The organism is Kitasatospora sp. NPDC056184 (assembly GCF_042268405.1).
Lineage (GTDB): Bacteria > Actinomycetota > Actinomycetes > Streptomycetales > Streptomycetaceae > Kitasatospora.
Map to the genome: position 1 here is coordinate 1 of NZ_JBHJUI010000047.1, position 19,516 is coordinate 19,516.

Consider the following 19,516-nt stretch of genomic DNA (forward strand, 5'->3'; position numbering starts at 1 on the left):
GGCCGTCGCCGGCCTCGGCCGCGCCGCCGCGGCCCGGGCCGCCGTGCCGGAGGCCGCCGAGGTGCGCGCCGCCGACCGGCACACCGCGACCGTCTGGCGCGGGCTCGCGCCCGGCGACGGCGAGCCGATGCAGCACCGGCGGCTGGACACCGCCCGCACCGAGCCGGACCGGCTCCCCGGAGTCGGCTACACCACCCCGTTCGCCTGGGGCCGGTACGGCCTGGTGCTGCCGCGCTACCCGGGCACCCGGGTGCTGCTGGTGCCCCGGCGGGGCCGGGCCGACGACGCGGTGGACGTGGGCGCGCTGTGGCGGGAGGGCGAGGGCCCGGCCGCCCGGCCCGGCGACTGGTGGCTGCACCTGCCCGCCGCCGTGCCGGCCGGCCAGCGGGGCGGGGTCGCCGACGACCGGCCCGGCGCCGACCCCGGCGACCGCGCCAGCAACGACCTCACCGACGCCGACGGCAACCGGGTGATCGAGGTCGGCGAACTGACCGTCCGGGTCGGGCGGAAGGCGCTGCACGGCGCGGGCGCGCGCCCCGAACGGTCCGGCCGCGAGCACGCCGTCACCATCGAGCACGCCGACGGCGGGGCGTCCGTGGTGATCGCCGCCGACGGCACCATCACGCTCACTGGCAAGAACCTGAGATTCGAGGCACAGGAGACCATCGCGATGAAGGCGGAGAACGTCAAGGTCGCCGTCACCGGAACCATGGACGTGACCGGATGACCGCCGTCTGGAACCTCGCCGTCGGGCCGGCCGCCGAGCCGAGGCCCGCCGGCGACCCGACCGCCGGCGACCCGCCCGTGCCGGACCCGCTCGCCGCCGACCTGCTGCTGCGCGACGGCGACCTCGCCACCGTCACCGGCCCGGACGCCGTCCTCCAGTCGGTGCGCCTCGCGCTGACCACCGCGCTCGGCACCGACCCGCTGGACCCCGGCTTCGGCTTCGACGGCCTGCGGGTGCTCGCCGAGGAGCACACCCCCGAGCTGGTCCGCGCCCGGATCCGGGTCGCCGTCCTCGCCGTCCTGCGGCGCGACCCCCGGGTGCGGCGCGTCCTCGACGTCCGGGTCGACGACCCGCCCGGCGCCGACCGGGCCCTGGTGGTCGGCGCCGTCCTGGAAACCGACACCGGCGCGGTGCTGCCGGTGACCCTCACCACCGGAGTGCAGCGTGCCTGACCAGTCCTCCCCGTCCGACCCCGGCCTCCTCCAGCCCGGCGAGGCCCCGTACGGCGTCACCGACCGCGGCTTCGTGCCCAAGCCGTACGCCCGCCTGGTGGCGGAGCGCTTCGAGCTGGCCCGCGAGGTGTTCGGCGCCGACCTCGACCTCGGCCCCGGCTCGGTGATCCGCCGCCTGCTGGAGGTCACCGCGCTGGAGGACGCCCGCACCTGGTCGGCCCTCGCCGCCGCCTACGACGACGCCTTCGTCTCCACCGCCGGCGGCGAGGCGCTGAGCGCGCTCGGCGCCGAACTCGGCCTGCCCCGGCCCTTCCTGGAGGCGGCCGGCGAGCTGAGGCTCACCCTGCGCGGCACGCCGTCCGGGCCGGTCGTGGTGCCGCGCGGCGTGCGCCTGCTCACCCCGCGCGGCGACGACGTCGCCACCGACGCCCGGGTGGAGCTCTCCGTCCAGCAGCGCCAGGCGACCGTTCCGGTGGTCGCCTTCCGCCCCGGCCCGGAGGGCAACCTCGACCCGGTCCGTCCCGAGCAGCGGATCACCGCCTGGAACCCGCAGGACCCCTGGCGCGCCGAGTTCCTGGCGAGCGCGAGCGCGAGCGCGGGCGCGGCCGGCGTCGAGATCGAGGTCGACGGCGCCGCCGCCCGGCTCACCGGCGGCGAACGGCGCTGGCCCGACGCCCGCTACCGCCGGCTGCTGCTGCGCGCGCCGCGCTCGCTGTGGAACGCCGAGGCGATCCGGCTGGCCGCCGCCCAGGTGCCCGGTGTGCGCCAGGTGCAGGTCAGCGACGTCTACGGCGGCCTCGACATCCACCAGTCGATCTTCGGCACGCTCGACGGCAACTTCATCGACCGGCTGTTCGGCGACGAGGCCACCGCGGCGAGCCCGTTCGGGCTGAACGTGCTGGTGGCGCCGACCCCGGCCGCGATCTGGGGCGGCCCCGGCGGCGGGGGACTGCACGACGCGGTCCGCCGGGCGATCGACGACCTGCGCCCGCTCGGCGTGGTGCCGCGCATCCAGCCCGCCGTGGAGGTCGGGGTGGTGCTCACCGCCCGGCTCGTGCTGCGCGGCTCCACCACCCCGCCCGACCAGTTGAAGGCCCGCCTGCTCGCCCGGGTCGCCGAGTACGTCGACGGGCTCGGCCTCGGCGAGGAGGTCCGGCACGCGGCGGTGCTCGCCGCGATGATGGCCGAGCCCGGCATCGCCGACGTCGTCGGCCTCACGCTCGCCAAGTACCCGCCCGCCCTCGGCGCCGCCGCGGCGCCCGCCGGCGGTCCGAACCTGCGGCTGGCGGCCAACGAGATCGCCGTGCTCGTCGAGGACGCGAAGGGGCTCACCCAGTGACCGCTCCCACGCCCGTCGAGACCCCTGCCGCCGCCCACCGGGCCATGGCCGACCACCTGCCGGCCCCGCTGCGCGCCGCCGTGCGGGAGGAGCCCGTCCCGCTCACCGCGGCGGACGGCCGCCTCACCGGCCGACTGCCGGGCACCCCCGGCACCGGACCCGCCACCGGCACCGGATCCGCTACTGGCCCCGCCACCGCCCCCGGCCGCCCGCTGGTGCTGGCCGGACCGGGCCGCGACCTCGCCGAACGGGCCCTGCGGCTGACCGCCACCGTGGCCGGCACCGCCCTGCCGCCGCTGCTGCTCGCCCCGTACACCGAGGCCGACGCGCTGCGCCCGCTGCCGCTCGGCGCCGCCTGGCCGCCCGGCGCGCCGTTCGAGCTGGCCGCCGCCTGGCTCGACGGCGACGGAACCGCCCACCCGCTGCCCGCCGCCGAGGCCGCCGACCTGCTGCGGGTGCGCAGCCTGACCGGCACCACCGCCCGGCTGCTGTACGTGCTGGGCGCGCCCAAGGCCGAGATCCGCCGCACCGCCCGGCAGATCGCCGCCTCCCGCACCCTGGCCGCGGCCCACTCCGGCGCGCTCGACGAGCTCGGCGCCGAACTGGGGGCGCCCCGCTTCGCCGAGCGCCTCACCGTGCGCCCCGACGGCGCCGCCGTCGAGCCGGCCCGGGAGAGCGACGAGGAGTACCGGGCCCGCCTCGCCGTGCTGCGCCCCTGGGCGGTCCCCTCGCCGCAGGGCCTGGCCGGGCTGCTCAACGGCGCGGCCGGGGAGGGCGGGGCGCTGGCCCGCTTCGCGGTCCCCGCGCCGTTCGGCGTCGAGGACAGCGCCAACGGCCTGGCCATGGCCTTCCGGGTGGTCGCCCCCGGCGGCGAGGCCGACCGGCTCGCGGTGCTCGACCGGATCCGCGCCGTCCACCTGGTCCTGCCCGGCCCGGACGGCGACGCCGTGCACGCGGACCGGCCGCAGTCGGCCGACCGCCGGGCCCGTGACGCGCAGCTGCGCGCCGCCCTGCGCGCCGGCTGGTCCTTCGCCGACCGCGCCGCCGTGCGGCCCGCGCTGGCCCGCGGCCTGGCCGCCGCCCTGGTCCGGCTGGCGGCCTGCCGCAGGGCCCTCGGCCTCGCCGCGCCCGGTGGCGTGCTGCGGGTCCAGGACCCGGCCGGCGGCAGCCGCTACGAACTCGGCGTCGGCGCCGACCTCACCCCGCTCACCGCGGCCGAACTCACCGCGCTCGCCGCCCGTGTCCGCAAACCCGGCCCGAACCCCGACCCGGCCGTCGCCCCGGAGATCCGCGCGCTGATCGCCGAGCTGCGCCCGCCCGCCGACCCGGCCGACGACCCCGACGGCCGCTGGCTGCTCACCCCCTGCGGCCTGGCCACCGTGCACCGGCTCGCCGAGGACCGCCTGTTCGTCTCCCACCTGCCGCTGCACGGCATGGCCGTCGACCTCGACGCCGACCTGCTGCGGGCCCGGTACGCGGCCCGGCAGGACGAGCGCACCCACGCCGTGCTCGGCGACGGCCTGGCCGCCGCGCTGCGGGCCTGGGCGCCGGACGGCGCGGGCACGGTCGTCCTCGCCGACCGGGCGGCGGCCGTGCAGCGGCTGCGGACCGAGGCCCAGCAGCTGGGCGCGGCCGACCCGGCGGTCGCCGCCTTCCGTGCCGCCGGGCTGCCGGCGGTCGCCAACCCGCTCCCGGCTGTCGAACAACTGTCGGCGCTGCCCGCCGAGTTGTACACCGTGATCACCCTGCCCGGGCAGCTCGGCACCGACCTGCTCGCGGGCCGGGCCGAGGCGGTCGCCAAGCTCCGCCGGCTGGTCGGGCTGCTGCGCGACCAGTGGCTGGTCTCCGCCCTGCCGGTGGTGCTCGCCCCGGCCGGCGGGGTCCGCGCCCTGGCCCTGGTGCTCGGTGCCGCGCCGCTGCCGCAGGTCGGCACCAACCTCAACCGCCGCCGCGCGGTGGGCTTCCGCTGGCAGACCGTGCCGCTGCGCGGCTCGCTGACCCTGTCGGCCACCACCGGCCCCGGCACCGCGGTGCGTACCGCCGACGGCGGCGTCGGCGTCGTGGTCGCCCTCGGCTACGCCCGCCGACGGCGCACCGACCCCTACGAGTTCAGCGTCGACCTGCCCGGCGGCACCCTCGACCACCGGCAGTACGAGGCGCTGATGAACCTGCTCGACCGGGTCCACCCGGCCGGCATCGCGGTCGACACCTCGCCGATCCGGCGCGCCCGGGTGGTGCTGGGCCCCGGCCCCGACCCGACCCCGCTCAGCCCCGAGCAGTCCCGGCTCTACCGGGACTACCGCCCCGGCCGCGGCCGACTCGCCGACCGGGTCTTCAAACCGATCACCGCGGGACTCCAGGTCGGCGTGCGCGCCACCGTCCGCGTCGACACCTACCTCAAGCCTCGCCAGGGGGAGAAGCCGTGACCCAGCCCGTCCCGCCGATGCAGCGGCCCCGCTACTTCGACTACCAGTTCCTGCGCGCCGACGACTTCGACACCGAGCAGCGCTACCACCGCTCCCGCCGCGAGCTGCTCACCGCGCTGTTCTACAGCCCGGGTGTGGTCACCGGCCTCACCGTCACCGGCACCGACACCGCTGTCACCGTCGCCGCCGGCCACGCCGTCGACCGGCAGGGCCGGCTGATCGTCCTGCCGGCCGCCGTCCAGGTCCCGGTGCCGGGCGCCGGCGACCTCACGCTGCTGGTCACCGTCCGCTACAGCGAGCGGGCCACCGACCCGAGCGACGAGACCGGCGTGCCCGGCGAGACCCGGTGGACGGAGGAGCCCAAGGTCGAACTGACCGGCACCGCCGGGGCGGACCAGATCGTGCTCGGCACCTTCCGCCGGGCGGCCGGCAAGGGCACGGTCGGCGCCACCGGACGGGTCGCGGCCGGCCTGGTCATCCCCGGCCAGTACACCGTGAAGGGCACGCTGACGGCGGAGGGCGACATCGCCGGCGCCAACCTGGCCGGCAAGGACGTCCGGGCCAGTGGCGCGATCGTCCCCTCGGTCGGCAACACCGCCGCCAACGGCATCATGTTCCCCCGCGACCCGGGCGGCGGCAACGGCGACGAGGCCTACCTCCGGTACTTCCCGTACAACGGGGAGAACACCCAGCTGGTGATCGGCACCGGCAACGACCCCGACGACCTGATCGACTTCTTCCAGGCCGCCAGGACCCGCCTGCGGATCGGCGGCGGCATGCTGCACACGGGCAAGCTGGACGGCAACACCGCCGTGCAGGGCGAGGTCCTCGGCGCGCTCGGCTTCCACGGCAGCGGCGTCCAGCACGCCCAGTTCTCCTTCCGGGCCGGGCGTGGCTTCGAGTTCGTCGACCGCAGCGCCGACTGGCCCTCGCTGGACTACGCCGCCGACAGCAAGCCCTACGCCGACGTCTACGCCCGCAACCTCGCCGTCAACGACGTCACTGCCCGCAACCTCGCCGTCAGCGATGTGTCCGCCCGGAACCTCGCCGTCAACGACGTCCGCGCCACCGGGGACGTGTACGTGGGCCGGGACAAGACCCTGGTCGGCAGCGGCAACCTGCACCTCGCCGGGCCCGGCAAGACGGTCGTCAGCAACCAGTACTTCGGCAGCAGCGGCCTGCTGCACGTCCAGGGCGGCCTGTCGGTCGGCGACTACGAGCCGGCGCTCAACCGGGTCACCGCCTGGGACGGCAACTTCGGGGGCGGCATCTACCTCGGCGGCACGATCGGCGACTTCGGCAGCGCCGCCGTCCGGATGTACAACAACGGCGACATCCGCTGCACCGGGATCGTCTACGCCAAGGAGAAGAAGTTCCTCATCGACCACCCGCTCGACACCGAGCGGAAGTACCTCCTGCACACCGCGTTGGAGGGGCCCGAGAACGGGGTCTACCAGCGCGGCGAGGGGCGGCTCGCCGACGGCCGGGCGATGGTCGAACTCCCGGAGTACTTCGAGGCGTTGACCCGGATCGAGGGCCGGACCGTCCAGCTCACCCCGGTGTTCGAGGACGACGACGAGCCGCTCGGCGCGCTGGCGGCCTCCCGGGTGCGGGACGGCCGCTTCACCGTCCGCACGGTCGACGGCTCCCCGGCGTCGCACGCCTTCCACTGGGAGGTCAAGGCCGTCCGCGCCGACATCGAGCCCCTGGAGGCCGAGGTGGACAAGGCCGCGTTCGACCGCCGGCACGAGGACCTGGCGGCCGCGCCCTCCGGGGAGCCGGCGTGACCGCCATCCCCGGGGCGCGCGCCGTCACCGCCACCGCCGGAACCGTCCCGGCCAACGGCACCTGGACGGCCGGTCCGGTCACCACCGAGACCGCGTCCAGGCTGCGGGTGGACGGCAGGCCGCTGCTGTTCGCGGCGCGCGACACCTTCGTCTTCACCTCCACCAGCGGCGCCGTGACCCGGAGCACCGTGGGCCTGGACGCCGCCGGCACCCGGCTGCGCTGCGACGGCCGGCCGGTCCTGCTGGACGCCGCCGCCGCCATCGACGCCGGCGGCAACACCCTCACCGCGGCCGACCCCGGCCGCCTGCGGACGGAGCGGTACCCCGGATGATCCCCCAGGTCACCGTACCGATCCGGCTGCGCCTCGACGCGACCGCCGCGGCCGAGGGCTCCTACCGCCCCCGGCTGCGGGCCGCGCTCACCCGGGCGCTGGCCCGGGCCGCCGCCAAGGCGCCGGTCGGGCCGGTGGCCGCGCCCACCTTCCGCTGGTCCGGCCCCGGCGTGGACGGGCTCCCGGCCGGGGCCCGCGACCGCGTCGAGCGCGAAATCGACGCCCTGATCAAGGAGTTGACGGCAGCACCGGCGCCGGCCGCCGCCCCCGCCGCGCCGCCGGTCCGGCTCGACGCCGTCCCGCCCGGATTCACCCTGCGCCCCCGCTCCGCGTACGACATCGCCGAGGAGGGCCGCCCGGCCGTCTGGCTCACCGAGACGATGACCGTGCGCGAGGCGGCCCGCCGCCTCTACGGCCGCCCGGACGACTGGCAGTTGCTCGTCTACTGGTACAACCGCGACCTCTGGGCCGCCGAGCACGACCTCGCCCGCGGCCTGCCGGACGTCGCCGACCGCCCACTGCCGGCCGGCCGGCGGCTGCGGGTCGAACCGGGCCTGCTGACCGAAAAGCTGCGCGCCCGGGTCCAGGTGGCCGCGGCCGAACGCGCGGCCGGCGAGCTCGACCGGACCGGCGGCGCCCGACTCGTCGTCGAGGGCTCCGGTCCGGTCGGCGGCGGCCCGGTCCCGCGCGGCAGCACCGTGCGGATCGGCCTCCGGCTGCCCGAGGACGTCTACCCCGTCCGGGTCGAGTGGCGACTGCGCCCGGACCCGGTCTACCGGGCGCTCGGCGGCGGCCTGGTGGACGCGGTCCGCACCGGGCCCTCCGGCCGCCTGGCCGGGGCGGAGAACGCCGAACCCCACCGCTGGGACCTGCCCGCCGACGCCGCCGGACTGCACATCGTCTCCTGCCGGCTCTTCCGGGACGGCGAGTTCTGGCAGGAGGTCTGGACCTCCCTGCTGGTGCTCAACCCCGAGGACCTCGCCCGGATCACACTCCGCTCCGGCGCCGCCGCGCCGACCGGCCTGGCCGCGCTCCGCGCCGGGCTGCGGACCGCGTACGACGAACGGATGCGGAGCCTGGCCGCGCCCCGGGCCGAGCACGGCGGCGGCCCGTACCTGGTCGCCGAGCCGGAGGGCCGGGCGACGCCCGGCAGCGAGGTCCGCTACCAACTCCTCTGGCCCGACCGCCCGGAGGAGGAGGTGCGGCTGCGCTGGCAGGTCCGCGCCCTCGACCCGCCGCCGCCCGGCGAGTACCGCGGCGAGCTGGGCCGGGGCGAGGCGGCCGTCGCCTCCGGCCTGCTCAGGCCCGAGATCCCGACCGGATGGCTGGCCCCGGGCCGCGCCTTCAACGACTTCTGGCAGATCCGCTGGGCGGACCGGCCCGGGCGCTACGCGATCGGCTGCGAGCTGACCTGGAGCCAGGGCGTGCGCCACGCCGTCCTGGAGCAGCAGGTCGCGGTCGAGCCCGGCAGCCGCCCGGGGGCCGCGGCCGACAGTCCGCGCGCGGCGCTCCGGCAGTTGACCGAGGACCTCGCCTTCGTCGACCGCACCCTCGCCCGCGGCGAGGCGGTGCCGCTGCGCGCCGCCTGGGTGGCCGGCGAGGGCGAGCCGACGGGCGTCCCGCTCCAGCTGTACGTCACCACCGCCCCCGACGCCCCGGCCACCGGGGTGCGGCTGCGGATCTGGGACCACTCGCCGTCCGGGCGCCGCCGCTCCTACGAGGGCGGCGGCGACACCCCCGAGCAGGCGCTCGACCGGGCGCTCGCCGACCTCGCCCGGGTGCCCTACCCCAAGGGCGTCGTCCTCGCGGAGACCGACGGCTTCACGCTGGCCGGGCTGGTGTTCCCGGCCCGCGCCGTCGCGCTGCGCTGTTCGGGCGAGATCCCGCTCGCCTCCTTCCTCGCCACCTCCTCGACCTTCCTGTTCATCGGCGGCGCCGTGCTGTCGATCGCCGGCGCCCCGTACGTCGGTGCTCCGCTGATCGCGCTGTCCCAGGTCGGCGGGGCCGCGGCCGCCGTGGTCCGGCTGCGGGACCGCGCGCTGTCCGGGGACCTGAGGGCGGACCAGCAGACCCTGATGGACGCGCTGGACCTCGGCGGCAACGTCACGGGGGCTGTCGGCAAGGGCGCGAAGGTGCTGCGGATCACCAGGGGGGCCGGGGCGCTGGCCTTCGTCGGCGAGGTCGACGGCGTCATCGGGAACGCCCAACTGATCATTTCCAACGTGGAGTTGGCCTACCGCCTGGACGCGGCGGTGGCGCGCGGCGAGCAGCGGGAGATCCTCGGTGTGCTGGGGGAGGCGGCCGCGTCGGGCGCCCTGCTGAAACTGGGCGCGCTGGCCGAGCACGCCGGGGAGGGTGGGGAGAGTGGGGAGGGCGGGAGCGCCGCCGCCGCGGGCGCCCCGGTCGTGCTGCGGCACGCCACCGTCGACCCCGGCTTCATCGACGCGCTGCCCGCCGAACTACGGGACTCCGTCGAGGTGTTGGAGGAAGGCGGGCGCACCGTTCAGGTCCGGCACGACTACGACCGGCTGGGCCGGGCCAGGATGTGGATCGCCGCCGGCCCGGACGCCACCCCCGAGGACGCCGCGCACCATCTGGCCACCATCCGCGCGGTCCAGGACGCCCAGGGCCTGCGCGGCGGCCTGCGCACCCTCGTCGAGCAGACCGGTGTCCTGTTCGGCGGTGACTACCTCCCGGTGCCCGGCACCAGGGCCTGGGACGCCGCCCGGGAGATCGAGAAGCTGACCGCGATGATCACCGCCGAGCGCCGGACGAGCCGCCCCGACCGGGCGAAGATCGCCGACCTGAAGCAGCAACTCGCCGAGCACCGCCGGACCCTGGCCGAGCGGAGCACCGAGCAGGGCGGTGTGATCGCCGCCGAGGACCGGCGCGGCCGCAAGCGCGGCGAGGGCCCGGTGCGCCTCGATCCGGCCGGCCAGGCCCGGGCGGCGGAGAAGGTGCAACGCACGGTCCGGGCGCTCGCCCGCTCGGCCACCGCCACCGGGGAGCAGACGGCCGCCGCGAACGCGGCCGGCCAGGAACTGCTCGTGCAGACCGGTCTCCGCCCGTCCCGACCCGGCGCACTCGACGGGTGGTTCGGCCGGATCGCCCGCCTCCCGGCCGAGGAACGCCTCGCCGAGCTCGACGCCCTCCTGGACCAAGGTGGCTTTTCCGCCCAGGAGTCGGAGTACCTGTCCTGGCTGCGGCACTCCTGGGCGCTGCGGCACGAGGCCGAGGAGGCCGGAGGCGCGGTCCGGGCCGGCGGGGGAGAGCACGACAACCTCACCACCGTCCGCGAGGCGAGTGCCGAGGAGGTGCGCGAGAAGAGCCGGCCGCTGATCGAGGTGATGCGCAAGAAGGGGCCGAACTACCGCGACCGCAGCCGGATCGACTTCGACGAGGTGGCCGGCCCCAAGGCCTGGGAGACGCGGGTGGCCCGGGCCAAGGCGGAGAAGAAGGAGTTGCCGACGCTGGACACCGACCACCTGGTGGCGCTCGACCGGATCACCAAGCTGGACGAACTCGTGCCGGTGCTGCGGCTCTACGTGGTCGCCTCGCGCGCCGTCCAGGCGGAGCTGTACACGAAGCTGGAGGCCCTGGGCGACCACGAGGACAACCTGCGCCGGATGGACGGGCCCGCCAACCGCAGCAAGAACAACCGTAGTTGGCACGAGTTCAGCTACGACGACGCGGCCCGCTACGGCTACACCCCGAAGCAGGTGAACGCCATGCGGGAGCTGGAGGACGACGCGCTGGCCGCCGTCCTGCGCCGGATCGAGGAGCTGCGGGTCGCGTACACGGCCCGGGTGTACGGGGCCGGGCGCTGACGGCGAGCCCGCTGCACGCGGTCTGCACGCGGACTGCACGGGCCGGGCGCCACGCTCGGAGCAGCACGGACGCGGGCCGGGGGACGGCCCGCGCAGTACGGAACGAAGAGGGGGAAACGGCCATGAAGTTCGTCAGCCGCGCCGAGTGGGGCGCCCGGGCGGCCCGCAACGGCCACCAGGCGGTGCCGGCCAACCAGGGCGTCAAGGTCCACTACCTGGGCGGCCCGTACAGCGCCGACGAGCACGGCACCTGCGCGGGGTACATGCGCAAGGTCCAGAACAGCCACATGGACGGCAACGGCTGGTCGGACTTCGCGTACAACCTCGCCGTCTGCGAGCACGGCTACGTCTTCGAGGGCCGCGGCCGCAACGCGCAGAACGCGGCGAACGGCACCACCACCCTCAACCGCACCCACTTCGCCGTCCTCGCCTTCGTCGGCGACAGCGGCCACACCAGCCCGACCGCCGACCAGGTCGCCGGCCTGCGGGACGCCATCGCCTACCTGCGCGCCCACGGCGCCGGCCGGGAGATCCGCGGCCACCGGGACGGCTACGCGACCGACTGCCCGGGGGCGCCGCTCTACCGGCTGGTCACCTCCGGCGCCCTGGAGCCGGGCGCGGGCTCCACCGCCGGCGGCGAGGGCGGCTGGGCACCGTTCCCCGGTGCGGAGTGGTTCCGCACCGGCCCCCGCAGCCCCCTGATCACCGCGATGGGCCGCCGCCTGGTGGAGGAGGGCTGCGGCGCCTACCAGCAGGGCCCGGGCCCGCAGTGGAGCGAGGCCGACCGCCAGAGCTACGCCCGCTGGCAGCGCAAACTGGGCTACGCCGGCACCGACGCGGACGGCTGGCCCGGCGCCTCCTCCTGGGCCCGCCTGCACGTCCCGACCTCCTGACACCCGCTCACCGCGGAGCCGAGCCCGCCGCCCGCACCCCGGGCGGCGGGCTCGGCCGCGTGGTGCGGGCTCAGTCCTCCGGCAGGTGCGCGAGCATCCGCTCCATGCCGTTGATCCAGTTGGCCCGCAGCGCCGCGATGGCGCCCGGGAGGTCGTCCTCCAGGAGCCGGCGGGCGATCTCGCAGTGCTCCTCCGACTCGCGGGCCACCGGCTCGTCCTCGGCGACGACGAGGTTCTCGTAGCGCCGCATCCCGGCCTTGACCCGGGTGAGCAGGTCCAGCAGCCGCTCGTTGGCGCAGCCGCTGAGCAGCAGGCCGTGCCACTCGTCGTCGCGCCGGTCGACGGTGGCGTGCGCGGCCACCTGGTCGGGGAAGCCCTGGGCGAGGTCCAGCAGCCGGGGGGCGATCGCCCGCAGGCGGCCGGGGTCGGAGGACTCCAGCGCCAGCGCCTCCAGGGCCGCCACGATGGCGACCAGTTCGCGGAACTCCTTGCGGCTGACGGGCGCGAAGCGGAAGCCGCGGCCCTGGCTGCTCTCCAGCACGCCCTCGCCCGCCAGCGCGATCAGCGCCTCGCGCAGCGGGGTGCGGCTGACGCCGAGTTCGGCGGCCAGCACGGCCTCGTTGACATCGGTTCCCGCCGCGAACTCGCCGCGGGTGAGCCGGTCCATCAGCTCGTCGCGGATCTGTTCGCGCAGCGGACGGCGCTCGATCGCCATCGCGTCCCCCTGACTTCCGGATTGAGACACACCTCTTGACCTGCCCCAGTGTACTGCACTATGCATTCTGAATACAAAATGCGAAACGACGCAGAACGGGGTTCCCTCGACCCCGGGAGAGGCGGAGCATGGGCCTGACACGGGTACCGGGTCTGCTGTTCGGCGGTGACTACAACCCCGAGCAGTGGCCCGAGGAGGTGTGGCAGGAGGACGTCCGGCTGATGGCCGAGGCCGGGGTCAACCTGGTCACGGTCGCGGTGTTCTCCTGGTCCCGGATCGAACCCGGGCCCGGCGCCTACGAGTTCGGCTGGCTCGACCGGGTGCTCGACCTGCTCCACGCGCACGGCATCGCCGTCGACCTCGCCACCGCGACCGCGACCCCGCCGCCCTGGCTGGTCCGCGCCCACCCGGAGGTCCGGCCCGTCGACGCCGCCGGGACCCGGCTGGAGTTCGGCTCGCGCCAGGGCTACTGCCCGTCCTCCCCGGTGTTCCGGGCCGCCACCGTCCGGCTGGCCCGGGCGATGGCCGAGCGCTACCGCGAGCACCCGGCACTGGCGATGTGGCACGTGAGCAACGAGTACGCCGACCACACCACCGAGTGCTTCTGCGAGGAGTCCGCCCGCGACTTCCGCCGCTGGCTCACGGTCCGCCACCGCTCGCTCGACGGCCTCAACGCGGCCTGGGGGACGTCCTGCTGGGGCCAGCACTACACCGACTGGGCGCAGGTCGAACCGCCCCGCAAGGCCCCCGGCCCGGTCAACCCGGCCCAGCTGCTGGACTGGCGGCGGTTCTCCAGCGACGCGCTGCTCGCCTGCTTCGAGGCCGAGCGCGCCGTCCTCAAGGAGGTCACCCCGGACGTCCCGGTGACCACCAACTTCATGAGCGTGCTGCGCGACCTCGACTACTGGGCGTGGGCCGAGGGCGAGGACGTCGTCACCGACGACGCCTACCCGGACCCGGCCGACCCGCGGGCGCCGGTGAAGGCCGCGCTCAGCTACGACCTGATGCGCTCGCTGAAGCGGCAGCCCTGGCTGCTCCTGGAGTCCGCGCCGAGCGCGGTCAGCTGGCGCGCGGTCAACGTCCCCAAGGACCCCGGCGTGATGCGCCTGCACAGCCTCCAGGCCCTCGCCCACGGCTCGGACGGCGTGATGTTCTTCCAGTGGCGCCAGGCCAGGTACGGCCCGGAGAAGTTCCACTCGGCGATGCTCCCGCACGGCGGCACCGGGACCCGCCAGTGGCGCGAGACGCTCGCGCTCGGCGCGGACGTCCGACGGCTGTCCGAGGTGGCCGGCAGCACCACCCGGGCCGAGGTCGCGCTGCTGCTCGACTGGGACAGCTGGTGGGGCCTGGAGGCCCCCGAGTCGATGCCCACGGACCGGCTGCGGCTGCACGAGCTGCTGCTCTCCTGGTACGCGCCGCTGCACGCCCGGGGCGTCGCCGTGGACCTGGCCCCGCCGGGGCGCGACCTCTCCGGCTACCGGCTGGTGATCGCCCCCAACCTCTACCTGTGCACGGCCGCGCACGCCGACGCGCTGGCCGCCTTCCCCGGGCAGCTGGTGGTCGGCCCGTTCAGCGGCGTGGTCGACGCGGCCGACCAGGTGCACGACGGCGGCGCGCCCGGTCCGCTGGGCGAGCTGCTCGGCGTGCGCGTCGAGGAGTGGCGCCCGCTGCCGGACGGCGTCGCCCAGGAGGTGGTCACGGCGGACGGGACGGTGCTGTCCGCCCGCACCTGGACCGAGTGGCTGGACGCCTCCGGCGCCGCCGAGGTGCTGGCCCGCTACCGGGGCGGCCCGCTGGACGGCCGCCCGGCCGTCACCCGGCGCGGCTCCGCCACCTACCTGAGCTGCCTGCCCGAGGACCCGGCCCCCTTCCTGGACGAGCTGCTGGCCACCGCCGGGATCACCGGCGTCACCGGTCCCGGCCTGCCGGCCGGCGTCGAGGCCTGCCGCCGCGGCCCCTACCTCTTCCTGCTCAACCACGGCACGGAGCCCGCCACGGTGCCCCTGCCCGAGGGCGACCGCTTCACCGACCTGCTGACCGGCCGTCCGCTGCCCGCGGGCGCCGTGACCGTCGGACCGTGCGACGCCGTGGTCCTCAAGCCCCGACCGACTCCCGAGGAGCGTGCGTGACCCACCCCTACATCCCCAACGCGGGGCCCGAGACACGGGCGGCGATGCTCGCCGAGATCGGCGCCCCCGACGTCGCGGAGTTCTACGGCGACATCCCCGCCGACCTGCGCCTCGACCGCCCGCTCGACCTGCCCGAGCCGTTCGCCGACGAGCAGGGCCTGACCCGGCACGTGCGCGGCCTGCTGGCCCGCAACACCGACCCGGCCGCGCTGCTGAGCTTCCTCGGCCACGGCTGCTACCCGCACTACGTCCCGGCGGTCTGCGACGAGGTCAACGGCCGCGGCGAGTTCCTCACCGCCTACGCGGGCGAGCCCTACGAGGACCACGGCCGCTTCCAGGCGCTCTTCGAGTACGTCTCGATGATGGCCGAGCTCCTGGAGATGGACGTCGTCAACGTACCCACCTACGACGGCTACCAGGCCGCCGGCACGGCGCTGCGGATGGCCGCCCGCCGCACCGGCCGGTCCCGGGTGATGGTCAGCGGCGCGACGGCGGCCGACAAGCTGGCCAAGATCCGCGACTACCTCGCCCCGGACGTCGAGGTGCTGCTCGCCCCGGTGGCCGACTCCGGCGAGCTGGGCGAGGTCCGCCTGGACGACACCTTCGCCGCCCTCTACCTGGAGACGCCCACCGTGCACGGGGTCGTCGAGACCCGCGGCCGCGAACTCGCCGACCTGGCCCACGGCGTGGGCGCCCTGCTGGTGGTCGGCACCGACCCGATCTCGCTCGGCGTGCTCGCCCCGCCCGCCTCCTGGGGCGCCGACCTGGTCTGCGGGGACATCCAGTCGCTCGGCATGCACCCCCAGTACGGGGGCGGCCAGGCCGGGTTCATCGCGAGCCACGACGACGAGCGGCTGGTCGCCGAGTTCCCGTCCCGGCTGTTCGGCATCGCCCCGACCGAGGTCCCCGGCGAGTACGGCTTCGGCGACGTCTTCTACGACCGCACCTCCTTCGCGCTGCGCGAGGAGGGCAAGGAGTGGGTGGGCACCGCGGCCGCCCTGTGGGGCATCACCGCCGGCGTCTACCTCGCGCTGATGGGCCCGCAGGGCATGCGCGAGCTGGGCGAGACGATCCTCGCCCGCACCCGCTACGCGATGGACGCGCTGGCCGCCGCCGGGGCCGTGGTGCGCCACCGGGAGGCCGTGCACTTCCGGGAGTTCGCCGTCGAGGTGCCGGACGCCGACGCGCTGCTCGCCGCCCTGCGCGGCCGCGGCATCCTCGGCGGGGTGCGGCTCGGTCCCCGGGAGGTGCTGGTCTGCGTCACCGAACTGCACGCCGTCGCCGACATCGACACCCTCGCGGCGGCCGTACGGGACGCCCTCGCCGGCCCCGCCCCCGCCGCCCCTTCCACCGCCGGAGACGCCCAGTGAGTTCGCACGGAGCACCCGAACCGTTCGCCACCCTGCCGGTGGCGCCCAAGCCCGGCCTGCGCCGCTTCCACCAGGCCCGCTGGGACGAGGAGATCGTCTTCGAGCTGTCCCGGCCCGGCCGGCGCGGCGTGGGCGTGCCCGCCCCGGACGCCCCCCTGGTCGAGCTGCCCGAGGGCGTCGCCCGGCGCACCCCGCCCGCGCTGCCCGAGCTCTCCCAGAACCAGGTGGTCCGGCACTACCTGCGGCTCTCCCAGGAGACCCTCGGCGCCGACTTCAACATCGACGTCGGCCAGGGCACCTGCACCATGAAGTACAGCCCCAAGGTCAACGACTCCTTCGTCCGCGACCCGCGCGTCGCCGCCCTGCACCCGCTGCAGCCGGAGGACACCGTGCAGGGCGTGCTGGAGATCTACTGGCGGCTGGAGCAGATCCTCCGGGAGATCTCCGGCATGGCCAGGGTCTCCCTGCAGCCCGGCGCCGGCTCGGCCGCGATCTACGCCAACATCGCGATGATCCGCGCCTACCACGCCGCCCGCGGCGAGGGGGAGCGGCGCGACCAGGTGATCACCACGATGTTCTCGCACCCCTCCAACGCGGCCTGCGCCAAGGTCGCCGGGTACGAGGTGATCACCCTGATGCCGGACGCCGAGGGCAACCCCGACATCGAGGCGCTGCGCGCCGCCGTCGGCCCGCGCACCGCCGCCCTGATGATCACCAACCCGGAGGACACCGGGATCTTCAACCCGCGGATCCGTGAGTTCGTCGACCTGGTGCACGCGGCGGGCGGCCTGGCCTGCTACGACCAGGCCAACGCCAACGGCATCCTCGGCATCACCCGGGCCCGGGAGGCCGGCTTCGACCTCTGCCACTTCAACCTGCACAAGACCTTCTCCACCCCGCACGCCTGCGGCGGTCCGGCGGCCGGGGCGTGCGGCGTCTCCGAGGCGCTGGTGCCGTTCCTGCCCGGGCCGGTCGTCGACCGCGCGGGCGACTCCTTCACCCTGGCCGTCCCGGAGCGCTCGGTCGGCAAGATCCGGCCCTTCCTCGGCGTGACGCCCAACGTGGTGCGCGCCTACGCCTGGGTGATGGCGCTCGGCGCGCGGGGGCTGCGCGAGGTCGCCGAGACGGCCGTGCTCAACAACAACTACCTGCTGGCCAAGGTCGCCCGGATCCCCGGCGCCTCCGTCCCGTGGGCCGACCGCCGACGGGTCGAGCAGGTCCGCTACTCCTGGGAGCGGCTCACCGAGGAGACCGGGGTGCACTCGGAGGAGATCGGCATCCGGGCGGCGGACTTCGGCGTGCACTACTGGACCAGCCACCACCCGTACGTGGTGCCCGAGCCGTTCACCCTGGAGCCGACCGAGTCCTACTCCCGGGAGGACCTCGACGAGTACGCGGCGATCCTCGCGCACGTCGCCGACGAGGCCCGCAAGGACCCGGAGTTCGTGCGGGGCGCGCCCTACCGGCAGACCGTGCACCGGACCGACCCGACGGCGCTGGACGACCCGGCCCAGTGGGCGCCCAGCTGGCGCGCGTACCTGCGCAAGCACGGCGCGAAGCGGCCGGGATGATCGTCGGCCTGATCGTGAACCCGGTCGCGGGCCTCGGCGGGGCGGTCGCCCTCAAGGGCAGCGACGGGCCGGACGTCCAGGCCAGGGCGCTCGAACTGGGCGCCGTCCCCCGGGCCAGGGCCCGCGCCGCCGCCGCGCTGCGCGCCCTGCACGCCCGCCGCCCGGAGGCCGTGGTGCGCACGGTGGCCGGGCCGATGGGGGAGGACAGCGCGCTCGCGGCGGGCGTCCGGTACGAACTCGCCCACCGGCCGGCGGGTCCGGGCACGGGCGCGGCCGACACCCGGGCGGCGGTGGCGGCGCTCGGAACGGTGGACCTGCTGCTGTTCGCGGGCGGCGACGGGACGGCGCGCGACGTCCTGGACGCCGGGCCGCGCCCGCCGGTGCTCGGCGTGCCGGCCGGGGTGAAGGTCTACTCGGGCTGCTTCGCGGTGAGCCCGGCCGCGGCGGGCGCGGCCGCCGCCGCCTTCGACGGGCGGACCGCCGAGGCGGAGGTCGTCGACCTCGATGAGGACGCCCACCGCGCGGGCGGTCTCGGCGCCCGGCTGTACGGGACGCTGCGGGTGCCGGCCGGGCGGGCCCGGCTGAGCGGGCGCAAGACCGGCTCCTCGGCGGCGCCGCCGGGCTCGGCGGAGTCCATCGCCCGGGCGGTGGTGGCGGCCATGCGGCCCGGCACCGCGTACGCGCTCGGGCCCGGGGCGACCACGCTCGCCGTCGGGCGGGCACTCGGCCTGGAGCTGACGCCGCTGGGCGTGGACGTCGTCCGGGACGGCGCCGTGCTCGCCCGTGACGTCACGGAGCAGCGGCTGCTCACCCTTGCCATGTCACAGGTGACGCATGGCGTGTTGTCGGTGATCGGCGGGCAGGGCTTCGTGATCGGACGCGGCAACCAGCAGTTCAGCCCCCGGGTGCTGGACGCGCTCGCCGGGATCGTCGTGCTCGCCACCCAGCAGAAGCTCGCCGCGCTCGGCGGGCGGCCGCTGCTGGTGGACAGCGGCGACCCGCTGGCCGACGCCGCGCTCGCCGGCCACGTCCGGGTGGTCACCGGCCACCGTGAATCCGTGCTGTACCGCATCCAGTCGGCAAGTGAGGAACTCCCGTGAACAACCACACCGGAACCCTGCGCAACAAGGTCGCCGTCGTCACCGGCGGTGCCTCCGGCATCGGCCGGGCCACCGCCCGGCTGTTCGCCGCCGAGGGCGCCGCGGTGGTCGTCGCCGACCTCGCGGACGCCGGCGAGGTCGTCCGCGAGATCGAGGCGGCGGGAGGGCGGGCGGTCGCGGTGCGCGCCGACGTCTCCTCCGAGACCGACTGCGAACGGATCGTCACCATCGCCGTCGAGACCTACGGCGGCCTGCACGTCCTGTTCAACAACGCCGGGATCATCCGCCGCCAGACGGCGCTGGAGATCTCCGCCGACGACTGGGACCGGGTGATGGCCGTCAACGTGCGCTCGGTCTACCTGATGTGCCGCTTCGCCGTCCCGGCGATGACGGAGGGCGGCTCGATCGTCAACACCGGCTCCGGCTGGGGGCTGAAGGGCGGCGCCAACGCGCTCTCCTACTGCGCCTCCAAGGCCGCGGTCGTCAACATGACGCGCGCCCTGGCGATCGACCACGCCGCCGCCGGCATCCGGGTCAACTCGGTCAACCCGGGCGACACCATGACGCCGATGCTCCGCGACGAGGCGCGCCAGCTCCAGGAGGAGTGGGCGGCCTTCGAGAAGGACGCCGCCGACCGGCCGATGGGCCGGGCCGGCTCGCCGGAGGAGATCGCGGCCGCCGTGCTGTTCCTGGCCGGCGACGCCAGCAGCTACGTGACCGGCTCCGCCCTCGTCGTCGACGGCGGCGGCCTCGCCTGACCCCCACCCGCAGGACCCACCCGCAGGACCCACCCGCAGGACCCCCGCAGGACCCCCGCAGGACCCCACCCGTAGAACCCCCGACCCTCA

At 76.0% G+C, this 19,516-nt stretch carries 14 protein-coding genes; 13 read left to right on the forward strand and 1 reads right to left on the reverse strand.

Translation table 11 applies throughout. The features are described 5' to 3' along the window. The 8 genes from ACFC0B_RS40130 to ACFC0B_RS40165 all read left to right on the forward strand — a co-directional run. A partial coding sequence (locus tag ACFC0B_RS40130) for a hypothetical protein (RefSeq protein ID WP_376098218.1) occupies nt 1-727 on the forward strand: 727 nt, incomplete at its 5' end. Further along, nucleotides 724-1,179 carry a hypothetical protein gene (locus tag ACFC0B_RS40135; RefSeq protein ID WP_376098221.1) on the forward strand — a complete coding sequence of 152 codons (456 nt, stop codon included), beginning with the start codon at nt 724-726 and terminating at the stop codon, nt 1,177-1,179. The genes ACFC0B_RS40130 and ACFC0B_RS40135, both read left to right, overlap by 4 nt. Then, complete coding sequence (locus ACFC0B_RS40140) at nt 1,172-2,518, forward strand: baseplate J/gp47 family protein (protein WP_376098224.1); 1,347 nt, start codon at nt 1,172-1,174, stop codon at nt 2,516-2,518. Before ACFC0B_RS40135 ends, ACFC0B_RS40140 begins: the two co-directional genes overlap by 8 nt. Then, complete coding sequence (locus ACFC0B_RS40145) at nt 2,515-4,944, forward strand: hypothetical protein (RefSeq protein WP_376098227.1); 2,430 nt, start codon at nt 2,515-2,517, stop codon at nt 4,942-4,944. Before ACFC0B_RS40140 ends, ACFC0B_RS40145 begins: the two co-directional genes overlap by 4 nt. Next, nucleotides 4,941-6,731: a hypothetical protein gene (locus ACFC0B_RS40150; protein ID WP_376098230.1), complete on the forward strand. Its 1,791-nt coding sequence runs from the start codon at nt 4,941-4,943 to the stop codon at nt 6,729-6,731. Before ACFC0B_RS40145 ends, ACFC0B_RS40150 begins: the two co-directional genes overlap by 4 nt. After that, nucleotides 6,728-7,063, forward strand: coding sequence for a hypothetical protein (locus ACFC0B_RS40155; protein ID WP_376098233.1), 336 nt, complete (start codon nt 6,728-6,730; stop codon nt 7,061-7,063). Before ACFC0B_RS40150 ends, ACFC0B_RS40155 begins: the two co-directional genes overlap by 4 nt. After that, complete coding sequence (locus tag ACFC0B_RS40160) at nt 7,060-10,890, forward strand: hypothetical protein (RefSeq protein ID WP_376098236.1); 3,831 nt, start codon at nt 7,060-7,062, stop codon at nt 10,888-10,890. Before ACFC0B_RS40155 ends, ACFC0B_RS40160 begins: the two co-directional genes overlap by 4 nt. Nucleotides 10,891-11,012: 122 nt before the next feature. Further along, a complete protein-coding gene (locus ACFC0B_RS40165; protein WP_376098239.1) occupies nt 11,013-11,783 on the forward strand; it encodes a peptidoglycan-binding protein in 771 nt (256 codons plus the stop codon). A gap of 70 nt (nt 11,784-11,853) precedes the next feature. Here the strand turns inward: ACFC0B_RS40165 and ACFC0B_RS40170 are convergent, their stop codons facing one another. Beyond that, complete coding sequence (locus tag ACFC0B_RS40170; RefSeq protein WP_376098242.1) at nt 11,854-12,498, reverse strand: GntR family transcriptional regulator; 645 nt, start codon at nt 12,496-12,498, stop codon at nt 11,854-11,856. Between the two features lie 128 nt (nt 12,499-12,626). Here ACFC0B_RS40170 and ACFC0B_RS40175 point away from each other — a divergent pair, with 128 nt between their 5' ends. From ACFC0B_RS40175 to ACFC0B_RS40195, 5 genes are read left to right on the forward strand one after another with little or no spacing between them, the layout of a single operon-like run. Beyond that, complete coding sequence (locus ACFC0B_RS40175; protein WP_376098245.1) at nt 12,627-14,627, forward strand: beta-galactosidase; 2,001 nt, start codon at nt 12,627-12,629, stop codon at nt 14,625-14,627. Beyond that, the gene (gene gcvPA, locus ACFC0B_RS40180) at nt 14,624-15,997 is read left to right on the forward strand and encodes an aminomethyl-transferring glycine dehydrogenase subunit GcvPA (RefSeq protein WP_376098248.1); all 1,374 of its coding nucleotides are present in this window, start codon (nt 14,624-14,626) and stop codon (nt 15,995-15,997) included. The genes ACFC0B_RS40175 and gcvPA overlap by 4 nt, the downstream gene beginning before the upstream one ends. Continuing rightward, the gene (gene gcvPB / locus ACFC0B_RS40185) at nt 15,994-17,568 is read left to right on the forward strand and encodes an aminomethyl-transferring glycine dehydrogenase subunit GcvPB (RefSeq protein ID WP_376098251.1); all 1,575 of its coding nucleotides are present in this window, start codon (nt 15,994-15,996) and stop codon (nt 17,566-17,568) included. The genes gcvPA and gcvPB overlap by 4 nt, the downstream gene beginning before the upstream one ends. After that, a complete protein-coding gene (locus tag ACFC0B_RS40190) occupies nt 17,565-18,668 on the forward strand; it encodes an ATP-NAD kinase family protein (protein WP_376098254.1) in 1,104 nt (367 codons plus the stop codon). The genes gcvPB and ACFC0B_RS40190 overlap by 4 nt, the downstream gene beginning before the upstream one ends. Next, nucleotides 18,665-19,426 carry an SDR family NAD(P)-dependent oxidoreductase gene (locus ACFC0B_RS40195; RefSeq protein ID WP_376098257.1) on the forward strand — a complete coding sequence of 254 codons (762 nt, stop codon included), beginning with the start codon at nt 18,665-18,667 and terminating at the stop codon, nt 19,424-19,426. Before ACFC0B_RS40190 ends, ACFC0B_RS40195 begins: the two co-directional genes overlap by 4 nt. The last annotated feature ends 90 nt before the right edge of the window (nt 19,427-19,516 follow it).

What these genes read in the sequence shown, in the direction of transcription:
- ACFC0B_RS40135 (WP_376098221.1), top strand. Translation starts at nt 724, where the DNA reads ATGACCGCCGTCTGGAACCTCGCCGTCGGGCCGGCCGCCGAGCCGAGG.
- ACFC0B_RS40160 (WP_376098236.1), top strand. Translation starts at nt 7,060, where the DNA reads ATGATCCCCCAGGTCACCGTACCGATCCGGCTGCGCCTCGACGCGACC.
- ACFC0B_RS40165 (WP_376098239.1), top strand. Translation starts at nt 11,013, where the DNA reads ATGAAGTTCGTCAGCCGCGCCGAGTGGGGCGCCCGGGCGGCCCGCAAC.
- ACFC0B_RS40170 (WP_376098242.1), bottom strand. Translation starts at nt 12,498, where the DNA reads ATGGCGATCGAGCGCCGTCCGCTGCGCGAACAGATCCGCGACGAGCTG.
- ACFC0B_RS40175 (WP_376098245.1), top strand. Translation starts at nt 12,627, where the DNA reads ATGGGCCTGACACGGGTACCGGGTCTGCTGTTCGGCGGTGACTACAAC.
- ACFC0B_RS40190 (WP_376098254.1), top strand. Translation starts at nt 17,565, where the DNA reads ATGATCGTCGGCCTGATCGTGAACCCGGTCGCGGGCCTCGGCGGGGCG.